This window comes from Pleomorphochaeta sp. DL1XJH-081 (assembly GCF_049310885.1).
Classification (GTDB): domain Bacteria; phylum Spirochaetota; class Spirochaetia; order Sphaerochaetales; family Sphaerochaetaceae; genus CAYZJV01.
In genome coordinates, this window is record NZ_JBMDYO010000010.1 from 59,629 (window position 1) to 71,030 (window position 11,402).

General features: G+C 47.8%; 12 protein-coding genes. 3 read left to right on the forward strand and 9 right to left on the reverse strand.

Going from position 1 to position 11,402, the window contains the following annotated elements; all coding sequences use genetic code 11:
- Window positions 1–198 precede the first annotated feature (198 nt).
- Window positions 199–747 carry a hypothetical protein gene (locus tag ACODJP_RS12700; RefSeq protein ID WP_422482082.1) on the forward strand — a complete coding sequence of 183 codons (549 nt, stop codon included), beginning with the start codon at window positions 199–201 and terminating at the stop codon, window positions 745–747.
- 2 nt (window positions 748–749) lie between these two features.
- Here the strand turns inward: ACODJP_RS12700 and argH are convergent, their stop codons facing one another.
- Window positions 750–2,120 carry an argininosuccinate lyase gene (gene argH, locus ACODJP_RS12705; protein WP_422482084.1) on the reverse strand — a complete coding sequence of 457 codons (1,371 nt, stop codon included), beginning with the start codon at window positions 2,118–2,120 and terminating at the stop codon, window positions 750–752.
- A gap of 183 nt (window positions 2,121–2,303) precedes the next feature.
- Here argH and ACODJP_RS12710 point away from each other — a divergent pair, with 183 nt between their 5' ends.
- Window positions 2,304–3,278: a hypothetical protein gene (locus ACODJP_RS12710; protein WP_422482086.1), complete on the forward strand. Its 975-nt coding sequence runs from the start codon at window positions 2,304–2,306 to the stop codon at window positions 3,276–3,278.
- Window positions 3,279–3,343: 65 nt separating this feature from the next.
- Here ACODJP_RS12710 and trxA read toward each other — a convergent pair whose 3' ends face one another.
- Entirely contained in the window at window positions 3,344–3,664 is a 321-nt protein-coding gene (trxA, locus tag ACODJP_RS12715) for a thioredoxin (RefSeq protein ID WP_422482088.1), read from the reverse strand.
- 235 nt (window positions 3,665–3,899) lie between these two features.
- Between trxA and ACODJP_RS12720 the strand changes: the two genes are divergently transcribed.
- Window positions 3,900–4,982, forward strand: a complete 1,083-nt coding sequence (locus ACODJP_RS12720) for an alpha/beta hydrolase (RefSeq protein WP_422482090.1) — start codon at window positions 3,900–3,902, stop codon at window positions 4,980–4,982.
- A gap of 105 nt (window positions 4,983–5,087) precedes the next feature.
- On the opposite strand, the gene ACODJP_RS12725 is transcribed toward ACODJP_RS12720, so the two are convergent.
- The 7 genes from ACODJP_RS12725 to ACODJP_RS12755 form a co-directional block, all read right to left on the reverse strand.
- Entirely contained in the window at window positions 5,088–5,549 is a 462-nt protein-coding gene (locus tag ACODJP_RS12725; RefSeq protein ID WP_422482092.1) for a single-stranded DNA-binding protein, read from the reverse strand.
- Between the two features lie 144 nt (window positions 5,550–5,693).
- Complete coding sequence (locus ACODJP_RS12730) at window positions 5,694–6,704, reverse strand: recombinase family protein (RefSeq protein ID WP_422482094.1); 1,011 nt, start codon at window positions 6,702–6,704, stop codon at window positions 5,694–5,696.
- 137 nt (window positions 6,705–6,841) lie between these two features.
- The gene (locus tag ACODJP_RS12735; RefSeq protein ID WP_422482096.1) at window positions 6,842–7,477 is read right to left on the reverse strand and encodes an L-2-amino-thiazoline-4-carboxylic acid hydrolase; all 636 of its coding nucleotides are present in this window, start codon (window positions 7,475–7,477) and stop codon (window positions 6,842–6,844) included.
- A 155-nt stretch (window positions 7,478–7,632) separates the two neighbouring features.
- A complete protein-coding gene (locus tag ACODJP_RS12740; protein ID WP_422482098.1) occupies window positions 7,633–8,286 on the reverse strand; it encodes a ketopantoate reductase family protein in 654 nt (217 codons plus the stop codon).
- Window positions 8,280–8,585 (reverse strand): ketopantoate reductase family protein, encoded by a 306-nt coding sequence (locus ACODJP_RS12745; protein WP_422482100.1) that lies wholly within the window; start codon window positions 8,583–8,585, stop codon window positions 8,280–8,282. The genes ACODJP_RS12740 and ACODJP_RS12745 overlap by 7 nt, the downstream gene beginning before the upstream one ends.
- Before the next feature lie 95 nt (window positions 8,586–8,680).
- Window positions 8,681–11,224: a cation-translocating P-type ATPase gene (locus ACODJP_RS12750; RefSeq protein ID WP_422482102.1), complete on the reverse strand. Its 2,544-nt coding sequence runs from the start codon at window positions 11,222–11,224 to the stop codon at window positions 8,681–8,683.
- A partial coding sequence (locus ACODJP_RS12755; RefSeq protein ID WP_422482104.1) for a hypothetical protein occupies window positions 11,221–11,402 on the reverse strand: 182 nt, incomplete at its 5' end. The genes ACODJP_RS12755 and ACODJP_RS12750, both read right to left, overlap by 4 nt.

Sequence of the window (11,402 nt, forward strand, 5' to 3'; positions counted from 1 at the left end):
TACCACAATCATCTCTTTTGATTCAACTCTCAGAATACTATTGAAGGACCATATCGAATTTTTGAAATTAACCATATTTTATGCATTATCATCCTATATGTAACATTTCTATCCCATTTAGGTTATACTTTTGTTATCATAACAAACTTAGACCAATAATCCGGTCAAAGTTTTGCAACGATCATAGGAGGATAACGTATGGGAAACAGACACAAGATAATCATCATAGCAATAGTGGCAATGTTCATACTTACGCCACTGTCCGCCCGTGCCAACGATTCATTGGCCATTGGCGTACAGGGAGGATTTCTCGCAACTGGTGCTGTAATCGATATCCCCTTGGGCCCAATCGTCGTGAATGCTGGAGTAAACTATCCAGCCGGATGGCTTTATATACGGACATTGTCCGAATCTGACAGCACCTTTGATGATCTGGTGGACCCCTACTTCACCGTTACTGCGGATGTGACCGCTCCCATTCCCCTAGGCGATAATTTCGATCTGAAGATCGGCGCTAGTACATTGGCCTTCACCGATTTCACCAGTGGGATGTTCGGCGTCGCAGGTGCGGCACTGAAGGGAGAGTACTGGATACCTGAAAAGACCACCGGGCTCTTCGTGAATCTCAATATTCCAATCATGCTCTATGTTGTCGGTGAGGATACTCCATTCAGTGCTATCATCAGTCCGTGGTTGCCTTTGGCAGGACTCTTCACTACCACAGCTGGAGTACTTTGGACATTCTGATTTTACCAGCGAACCAACCGGATTTCTCTACCTGCAAGGTTTGAATATACCTTCATGAGGACGGAAATCTTGCTCTCACAAGCGAGCTCCAATTCTTGGGCTCGCTGAATGGTTGAATCCAACCCCAAGTTTCCCGTTGTCCCCTCGCTGGTCCTGTTACGGATCGTCTCATCCGGATCATAGGAGGCCACAGAATCCAGATCCATCCCAACCTCTTTATAGACATCTCGGAAAGAACCACCGACAGAGAGCCGTTTCAACACCTCATCTGTCGCATAAAGTTCACTTACACACCCCAAGCGGAGAGCCTCAGGGTTTACCTGAAGGCTCTGGACCATAAGGTGCATTACCCTTACAGAGAGTAGAGCAGTTTTACAGCCGGTGAAAAGAGGTTCTTTTGTATCCTGAAAATCTCTGTTATAGCCAGAGGGAAGACTGCGAATGATCGCCTTTACCCTCTGTGAACAACTCGAGATTACAGCACTTCGGCTACGGGTCAACTCCAAACCATCCGGATTACGTTTTTGAGGCATGATGCTGCTTCCCGTGCACAACTCCTTGGGAAGTGAGAAATATCCAATCTCGGGCAATGAGAACAATATAAGATCCTGTGCCATCTTGCTCAGAGAGAGACCTATATAATCACAGGCATCTAAGAGGATCGCTTCGAATTTTCCCCTGCTGTTGTTCGCATAGAGAACATTGTTCTGGACCCTTGCGAACCCCATTTGTGAGGTTGAGAAACTTCTATCCAAAGCTAGAGGGGTTCCATAGCTGGCAGCACTGCCGAGTGGAGACTGGTCCAATACATCGAGCACATTCATCAAAACTCTGACCTCATCTAGGAGCTCCTCTGCAAAAGCAGAAGCCCACAAACCGATTGATGAGGGCATGGCGAGCTGCATGTGGGTACGGCCTGGCATAGGGATGAATTCATGTTCCTTCGCGAATCCAAGAATAGCAGAGGCCAACTGCGTAGTCTCAAAAGAGAATTGGAGGACAAACTCGCGCATCCACAGACGGAGGGCAGTCTGGACCTGATCATTCCTTGATCTCCCCGTATGGATCTTCTTCCCAACATCTCCAACCTTTTTGGTCAGGTATGCCTCTATGGCAGTGTGGCAATCTTCATCGGAAAGGGAAATGGAAAATTCTTTGGCATCATTCATGGTAAGGATTTCCCGTAGTCCCTCTTCCAAAACGTCCAATTCCTCTTCGCTTAAGATGGCAGCCTTTTGAAGCGTCCGCCCATGGGCAATTGAAGCGAGGCAATCAGCTCCAATGAGATCAAGGTCTATCAGGTAATCGTTACCGACAGTGAACTCCTCCATCAATGCATCGAGTGTATATCCTTTTTGCCATAGCTTTCCCATCTGGTCTCGCCTCCTGAAGGCCAAAGTGTAGAGGAACAACCCAAGCTGGTCAATAATGAATAGTATCGCATAGCCAGGGCAGTCTTTGAAACCGGGAAGCTTCGCTCGCTCCGTTGGGCAATGCCGCCTATCCTTTGGAAAAGCAATTTTAATCCCTTCGACGTTATAGAGGCAGGAGGAGATATGTATCGGTATAGTAAAATGGTACTCTGCGCCTTTATTCTTAGTATGTTATGTTCATGTGAAGCCCAACCGCAGTACGAACTGTTCAATGTGCTTTTGGGAAAAGACCACCATGGACCGGTCTTACTCAAGACAGAATCCATTGGAGATAAGAAAGCTGTCTACCATTTCGATGAGATGGTATTTTGCTCAACCGACGATTTCTCAGTCGGATCACCCGACAATACAATCATTTCTGTGAAACCCTATAAGCAGAGTATTACACTCGAATTCACCAAAAGACTCCTACCAGGTCAACGGATCAATGTCCATGGCAAGGTAGCGGACCGAGTCGGCAACACGCTCACCTTCACAGCGGGAGTATGGGGACACAATAGTCGCCTTCCCCAACTCCTGATCAATGAATTCTCAAGTAAGGGCTCTGATAGCAATCCTGACCGGATAGAACTATTAGCTCTATCTTCGGGAAATTTAGCCGGTGTGGCGCTCTATATCGGGATGGCCGACTATTACGATAACGAGTATGTGTTCCCTTCTATTGAGTTGACAAAAGGGGATAGGCTTACCCTTGTATATGGACACCCCGCTGACGATACGAATCCCCTGGAGTTCTCGACCGGGGCAGAGGGCATCGGTTCCAACAATGGCGTAATTTCCCTGTATGCATCCCCCGATGGGAAGATGCTTGATGCAGTCATCTATAGCAACCGAACTAGCGACAGCGATGAGCATTATGGTGGATTCGGTACCGCAAAAGTTCAGCGGTGGGCAATTGCTCTACAAGAGAGTGGCCAATGGAGTCCCATCCCAATTGTTCCTGAAGTTGCGATAGATAGTACCTACAGTACAGCTACAAGGTCTTACTGTCGTACAGAGGGCGACGAAGACACCGATTCAAAAAGTGATTGGCATATCGTTCCAACCCGAGGTGCGAGTTTTGGAGAACCGAATTTGGAGACCGTGTATGAACCTTAATAAATTAGGGCTGTTGCCGAGTCGGATGACACGTAACAGCCCTTGCTTTGTCCTTGTGCGGAGTATTACACATACTCTCCGACAAACGACTCGAGTACGGAAAGGGACACAGCACCAATGCGCTGGTTTACTACCTTTCCACCCTTGAATACAGCCAAAGTGGGAATGCTGGAGATGTTGAACTTCTCAGCCAATTCAGGCTGTTCGTCCACATTCAATTTCCCGACCTTCAATTTGCCTTCATATTTTTCGGCAATCTTTGCGACTGCTGGGGCAACCATTTTGCAGGGGCCACACCATACTGCCCAAAAATCGACAAGTACAGGTACATCAGATTTCAAGACTTCTGTTTCAAAGTTGGCATTGGTCAACGTTACTTCACTCATTCGGTTCCTCCTCCGATAATTAACAGTTCCAATATACTATGACATATTTCAAAAGGAAAGTACCCCAACGGTTAGAAACGCCACCTCAGTAACTTTGTCACTCCCATGCGACAAAAGGAAAGAATCAATCGTACATCTTTGCAATATCGAGATTTTTAATCATAATGGATCGTACTTGCACGTATCCAGCGGATTACCAAACTACATACGTGAAATTTCTACATGGGGACTTGCTATGCCTTCAAAGACGCAGGGACGTAATCGATTGGTCAAATCCATAAAAGTTGGCTTATCAATCGCTGTCATACTGTTTATCGTAGGATCTTCGATAATCACAAAAGTGGTGTATGACAAACAGTTTCCCCGTTATGATAGGCCTGACGAACATATCACCGCACAACTACGTTACAGTGACATCGCTTTAGACTATCCCCGTATCCCTGTAGTGTTTGAATCTGGAGAGAATACCCTTCGAGGCCATATCTATGGAGCAAAGAACACCAGAGGCCTCATGGTTGTGGCACATGGTATAGGGGGAGGCGCTGATACCTATTTACCACAGATCATGCATTTCGTAGACAAAGGATTGCGCGTATTAGCCTTCGATTTTACAGGCAGTTACGAAAGCGAAGGAGAATCCACGAAAGGTTTTCCGCAATCTATAATCGATCTACAGGCTGCTCTCACGTTCATAGCAGGCAGATCGGATTTGGCCGAATTACCGCTTCTCCTTTTTGGACACAGTTGGGGAGGTTATGCGGTAGCTAATGTCCTAAATTATCCGAATGATATCAAGGGAGTGATCAGTGTCGCTGGAGTGGATTCTGCTATCGACATGGTCATGGAGCAGGGACGAACTCTCATGGGCGGTTTCATCTATGCACAATACCCGTTCCTATGGTTGTACCAACGTCTTTTATTTGGTGAAGTTGCTTCATTCAATGCTGTCTCCGCAATCAACTCTACCGATATCCCAGTATTAATCATCCATGGCAATGAAGATGAATTGGTAGATTATCATGGCAGTGCACTGATCGCTAAAAGGGATAGGATCACCAATGCCCATGTCAGCTATGTGACAGCCGAAACACCCGGCAGAAACGGCCACAACAACCTTTTCCGTACCGATTGGGCAATCACCTATGTAAAGGAAGTGAATGCAATCTACCGATCAATATATGATAGTTACGGTGGGCAAATCCCCTACGAAGTGAAAAAAGACTTCTACGATGGAATCGATCGAATCATGCTCAATGAGCTTGAAGCAAGCATCATGCGGACTATCGATGATTTCATAGACAAATCGTTAGTCCTTTGATCTCATAAGGAAATTCCGTAGGCTTGTATATTCTACTGAAAACCGGACATGGGACCTCTTTACCAAAGGACCCATGCCATCAAGGTGAAAAATTGGAATAGGAAGCTATTTCTTATGCTTTTTTGTAGCCGGCGCCGGCTTATCGAACACCATATCGGCATCTACGACTTGTGAAGCCAATTCGGATATACCCTCGGTACTATCGTCAACAGAGCCATTTTTATTACGGATCGGATGGAATTCGACATGTTCGGCTACCACAACATACCGTTCTCGTATCTTCTCATCTTCACCCTGCCAGCGGTCCTGTTTCAGGCGCCCAACGACACGTACGCCCCTGCCCTTCTCCAGGTATTTACCGCAACTTTCAGCTAACGCTCCCCATGTATCTACATTGACGTAGGAAACTTCGTTGACCAACTCCTTCTCGCTGTTGCGGAAATACCGATTAGATGCGATAGAAAACCGGCAGACACTTCTACCGCTTGGAACTACACTCAATTCAGGGTCTTGAGTCAGGTTGCCCTCAATGACAACTTGCCCTTGATACAAGATTACTCTATGCAAGTATTTGTTTTGTAAACACTTATTTTTTCGTTATTTTATCAGTTTTTCAGGATTTTTTATTAATTTAGACTACTCAATTTCGTCAATTTTTACCAAAGATACGCACACTCGTATTTTCAACAATACCGTTGATTCTTATGCCAATTAGTTTTGGGGTTTTGTGGTTTTCTTTGCCCTACTGACAGCTTTCTTCGAGCTGTAATGGGTGCTTTTTCGGACCTTGTTTCCATGCTCATCGATCTCAATGTTGGAGCGCTTCGCCTTGAGTTTCTGAACGCGTTTGAACTGTCGTTCATGGATGATTGGGAGGTGATGGTTACGTGATCGGTGGACTTCGAACGGGTCACGGGTTTTTCTCTTGGTTGAGGGAAAGTCTGCGGACTCTGTTTCTCCATAGACTGAGGTTCCGGTATACTTCTCATTGGTGAGGATGTTCTCGATCGTCTTTACCGGCCATTTCTTCTTTCCGGTTGGTGTGGGAACCTTCAGGGATTCCAGCTCCTTCTTGATCCTCACTATGCTCCAGCCTTGCTCATACCAATCAAAGATCTTCAGGACTATCCTGGCTTCAGCGATGTTGAGGATGAGGCCTTCCTCCTCATTACGATCATACCCATAGCACCTTCGTGAGAATGCAGGTGAGTCGGGATCCATGGTACTTCTTCGAAGGCCCCACTTGATGTTCTCGCTCTTGTTCTCACTCTCCGCCTGGGCTATGCCCGCATGGAGTGTAAGCAGCAGCTCCCCTGCCTGGCTGAGGAGGTGGATATTCTCGTTGTAGAAAAAGACATCCACCTTCAGTTCCTTGAGCCGCCTGAGCGTCACCAGAAAATCAACGCAGTTGCGTCCGAAGCGGCTGATTGACTTGGTATAGATCATATCGATCTTGCCCGCCTCACAGTCGGCAAGAAGGCTCTGGAAACCAGGACGAGAGCTGATGGTCCTACCAGACTTGATGTCGATATAGGTTCCGACATATTCCCAAGCAGGATTATCCAGGATGTCCTCTTTCTCGAAATCCATCTGGGCCGAGAGGCTGTGCAGCTGCCGTTCCATCTGGGTGCTTACACGACAGTAAAGGGCGACACGGAGACGCTTGAAATGTCGTCTGGCTGGTATGACATGTATGATGGGTTTCCTTTTCTCGTCGGGCATGGTTTTTTATAACACGAATGGAAAGGGATGGATAGATTTGAGGATTCGGAAAATATTGAACCGAGACGTTTCTCAAGGTAATGAACATTATCGGTTCAAGAGGTTTTGTTTACCGTTTGAGTCGGTTTTCGACCTCATCACTTTTCTTTTCGATGTTGTCGGGCATTACGATAATGACAGTCACACACCGAACCTCCTGACCCCAGGGTACTTTCTCGCGTAAAGATAGTATTCGTCCATTTTGCCATACCGTAATCATACGCGCACATAGCCGGAGTTATTTCTGATATGCCGAGGGTACGGAACAAGTGGTGGATACCACAACGATCAAAGACAGCGTCAAAGGTATCAAGCGACTTCCCAGGTAAAAATCTGAATCTCCACGAGTAAGGATTATCTGAAAGCTGACTGATTTCTGCCTGCTTCGCAAGGCTCTTTTGGTATTTCTCAGAATAATTATTGATACTTCTCAAATACATCCTTATTATTCGGCTGTCGTCCATGGATGTGCCGTAATATTCCTTCATTTTCTCACACGACGGTTTCGGGTCAAGACTAAGATAGATAGCGGCAATCTCTGCGGCACTGATTAGATTGAGAATGAGAACATCATTCCTGCCAAATGGCGGTATGATTTCGATAATGGCCCCATACTTCTCTCTTGCCTTTCCCATAACCCCATTACTGTCTGATACTCCAAGAATCGGCAGGTGCTTTTTGAAGGTTGGAGCAAACAGTATCCACATCGCTTGAGTCATTAATCCGTTTCTCATTTTATACCTTTCCTTTTCATGACTTGTAGCCTTTTTATCAGTTTCACAAGCTCATACCAAAGCACCGATGCTGCAGCAAGACCGAGTGATGAAAGCTATTGGCGCTAAAAATCCTGCATATTGCATTATCTTTCCTCCATGATTATTCCTGTCGATTACTTTCCAAAATCAGGTGTGATACCAGCTAACGTCCTGATCGCTGGGGTATCCATGTGACTTGCCTCCACCAAATCCAACAACTCCCGTTTCAACACATCCATTTCATCCACCGCTCTGCGGGCATGCCTGGCCATCGCCGTCTCCGCGAGATCAGTGCGTAACACGAAGGAAAATACCGCGGCGACAAGAAACCTAGGCAAACGCAAGTACCAGAGCTTCCTCGGTATGATTCGGTGTCCAAGACACCTCAGGACAGCAAGACCTTCCTGGATTGCTGCAACCATCAACATTACATCGGCGAAATGCTTGGACAGCCTTATCGGATCACCCCCATGTTTATACAATGCTTGAGCGATCGCGCATACCACCGCCACATGCGTCTTTTGCCAATCATCCATATGCTTGCACGTAACGGTGGGAATCCCAGCTTCCCGGAGTATTCCCGCCAGGAACCCGACCCGATCGTATGAGGTGTGTACCAACTCACCCACGGTAGTGGTTTGAAACAATCTGACCAATCCTCTGCCTATCCTGTACACTACGACATTTCCGTCGACCACCTCACCACCTGCCGAGGGGAAGGCTATCATCACCCGTTCGGCTCCCACGACATCGACATAGGCTTGGTATCCCGCCGCGGTGTTCACCATGAACACGAAGCTTGATGATTGGTTGGAGATGCCAACAGCGGAAGCACCGCTTCTATCTGTGTCCTTTGAACCACGACAAGAACGAAATCATATCGATCGTCAGGAGCCAGTGATGTAATCGTCTTGACAGGGAATCGTTCAACCGTGGAAGAAGTCGACTCACGTAGGTGCAGCCCATTTTTCCTTACGGCTTCAAGCCGGTCTCCTCGTGCCAGAATGGTTACATCCTTACCGGATCCTGCCAATTTGCCGGCGAACAGACTCCCGATCGCCCCTGCTCCTACAACTAGAATTCTCATATCTTCTCCTCCGATGGTGACAAGCTTTCACAAGATGGATACATGGGAGGTTGGTGCAAACAGTACCAACCTCGCTTGAGCGATTAATCCATTTTTCATTCTACACATTTCCTTCGCATGCTTTTAAACCTTCTCATCAGTTTCACAAGCTCATACCAAAGCACCGATGCTGCAGCAAGACCGAGTGCCGCAAGTAACTGCATTCCACTGAGCGGGGCGAGCTTGAGAAAGGTGGAAATCGGGGTATAGAGAATGATGGCCAACAATGCCAGCGTTCCAAGATTGACGGCCCACATAACACGATCCTTCACGAGTTGCTTCGCTGAGTGATAGGCAAAGTCATGATTGGAGCTGTTGACCTGTACCAGGAACAGATTCGCCAGCATGATGATGGCAAGACCCATCGCGCGAGCTTCCGGTGCATTGGCAGAATTGCCGGCAAGTGTGATAAAATAAGCGCCAAAGGATGCAGCGAACACGAAAATACCTTGTAGGACACTCTTTCCCAGCATTCTGCCGGTGAGCAACTTCTCCTTTGGGTCACGGGGTGCACGATCCATCACATCCTCTTCCGCAGGCTGACGTTCCAGCACAATGGAGCAGGTCGGGTCAATCAATACCTCCAGCAGCACCACATGCAACGGTAGAAGCATCAGTGCAGCGGGCTCTATCCCCAAAAGCGGAGCCAACAGGGAGGCTGCTGCAATAGGAATATGTATGGTGAACACATAGCCAACCGCCTTGCGGATGTTGTCATAGATGCGCCTCCCGTCGCGGACTGTCTCCACTATGGTGGTAAAGTTGTCATCCATGAGAATCAGATCGGAGGCTTCGCGCGAGACTTCGCTGCCGCGCTTGCCCATGGCAATGCCGATGTCAGCGTATTTGAGTGCTGGAGCGTCGTTGACACCGTCGCCTGTCATGGCCACAATCTCGCCGTTCTCCTTGAATGCCCTGACAATGCGCATCTTGTGTTCAGGGATGACGCGGGAGAAGATGGAAACGGTCTTCACTGCTTCCTGTAGTTCCCCGTCGCCCATAGCTTCAAGCTCTTCGCCTGTGATAATGTTTTCGCTGCCGGGGATACCGATTTTGTTGGCAATGGCAGAGGCTGTAATCCCGTTGTCGCCGGTGATCATAACCACCCGAATGCCAGCTCGATTGCAAACGGCGATATCCTCTTTGACACTTTCACGGGGAGGGTCGGCAAGCCCCACCAGACCCAGCAGAGTCAGACGGCAGTCGGTGATGACGGCAGGAATAGCGGATTCGTTTTCAGGCTTGGCAGTTGCAACGGCAATGACCCGCAGTCCCTGGGAGGATAGTGTTTTGATCTGTGACTCGATAGTCCGTCGCTCCTCTTCTCCTAACTTGCAGATGCTCAAGATACGTTCAGGGCTCCCCTTGGCGGCAATAATCAGATGACCCTTCTTTCGCCAGACATGGCCCATCATCTTCAACTCATTGGTAAAAGCGTACTCACTGACAAATTCGTTGGAGAAGAGGCTTTCTTTTGTGATGCCATAATCCTCGCAGTAGCGGAGCATGGCTTTTTCCATGGGGTCATACGCATCAGTTTCACAACCCAATCCCATGGTTTCCACCAATTCCTGCTCTGTGGCACCGCTTGTCGTCCAGACATCCTGTACGGTCATCTGGTTCATGGTGATGGTGCCGGTTTTATCTACGCAGAGAACGGAGACCGCTCCAAGCGTTTCCACGCTGGGTAGCTTGCGAACAAGTGAGTTTTTCTTAGCCAACCGCCAGGCACCCATGGAAAGGAACACAGTAAGAATGACCGGAAATTCTTCTGGTATCATGGCCATGGCCAGCGTAACGCCGGAAAGTATACTTTCAATCAGACGATCCATAATTGTATGATCGGGAATGTTGAACCATGTGAACACCGCTACCAGAGCAAAGAGCACTCCCGCAATAATTGCACAGGTCTTTACAAGCTTGCCTGTTTGTTTTTGCAGCGGTGTGTCCTCATTGGGAGCGGCAATCACTCCCAGGCCGATTTTCCCGTATTCGGTCTGCACGCCTATCGTATCCACCTGTACAACAGCGTTGCCCTGGGTAACAAGAGTGCCCGCATAACAATAATCCTTGCGCCAATGATCCTTTGTTGGTTCAGTGCTTTCCGTAGGAGTTTTCCATACGCCCTCTGCCTCCCCAGTAAGGGAAGACTCATCCACGCATAAATCTGCGCAACGCAAAACTAAACCATCTGCTGGGATCTTCACGCCCTCGTGAATCATCATAAGATCACCTGGCACCAGATCAACGCTGGCAATCTGTTGTTCCTTGCCGTCACGGATAACGGTGCAATGGGGAGCAGACAAATCCTTCAATGCGTTCAGGGTTTTATCGGTTTTCCATTCTTGGATCACATCAATACTGATGATGCCGACGACGAAAATGAGCATGATAGCGCCATCTCGTGGTTCTCCAAGCAGGAAATAAATAATCGCAGCGACAATGAGCAGCAAAAACATCGGCTCACAGATGATATGAAAGACTTTTTTTAAAAGGCTTTCTTTCTTCTGCTGTGCCAGCTCGTTCTTGCCGTACTGGGCCTGCAATCGTTTTGCTTCGACAGAGGTTAGCCCTGTCATGTTCAGTCTGTAGGTTGTCATAAAAAGAATCCCCCATTTCCCGCTGCCATGTGGCAATGCGGTGTTATGATTTCTCTTTTGACACTCCATTTGAGGTCACCTGTTCCATAAGGCAAAAAAAATGGCTCAGTGAGTTTTTCTGGGGTTGGGGGGGAAGAGCAGGTGAAATAGATATGGAAATGGCAGGTCCAATCCTGTA

Coding starts and splice junctions, on each gene's coding strand:
- ACODJP_RS12700 (WP_422482082.1), top strand. CDS start 199: ATGGGAAACAGACACAAGATAATCATCATAGCAATAGTGGCAATGTTC.
- argH (WP_422482084.1), bottom strand. CDS start 2,120: ATGGGAAAGCTATGGCAAAAAGGATATACACTCGATGCATTGATGGAG.
- ACODJP_RS12710 (WP_422482086.1), top strand. CDS start 2,304: ATGTATCGGTATAGTAAAATGGTACTCTGCGCCTTTATTCTTAGTATG.
- trxA (WP_422482088.1), bottom strand. CDS start 3,664: ATGAGTGAAGTAACGTTGACCAATGCCAACTTTGAAACAGAAGTCTTG.
- ACODJP_RS12720 (WP_422482090.1), top strand. CDS start 3,900: ATGCCTTCAAAGACGCAGGGACGTAATCGATTGGTCAAATCCATAAAA.
- ACODJP_RS12730 (WP_422482094.1), bottom strand. CDS start 6,704: ATGCCCGACGAGAAAAGGAAACCCATCATACATGTCATACCAGCCAGA.
- ACODJP_RS12735 (WP_422482096.1), bottom strand. CDS start 7,477: ATGAGAAACGGATTAATGACTCAAGCGATGTGGATACTGTTTGCTCCA.
- ACODJP_RS12740 (WP_422482098.1), bottom strand. CDS start 8,286: ATGGTGAACACCGCGGCGGGATACCAAGCCTATGTCGATGTCGTGGGA.
- ACODJP_RS12745 (WP_422482100.1), bottom strand. CDS start 8,585: ATGAGAATTCTAGTTGTAGGAGCAGGGGCGATCGGGAGTCTGTTCGCC.
- ACODJP_RS12750 (WP_422482102.1), bottom strand. CDS start 11,224: ATGACAACCTACAGACTGAACATGACAGGGCTAACCTCTGTCGAAGCA.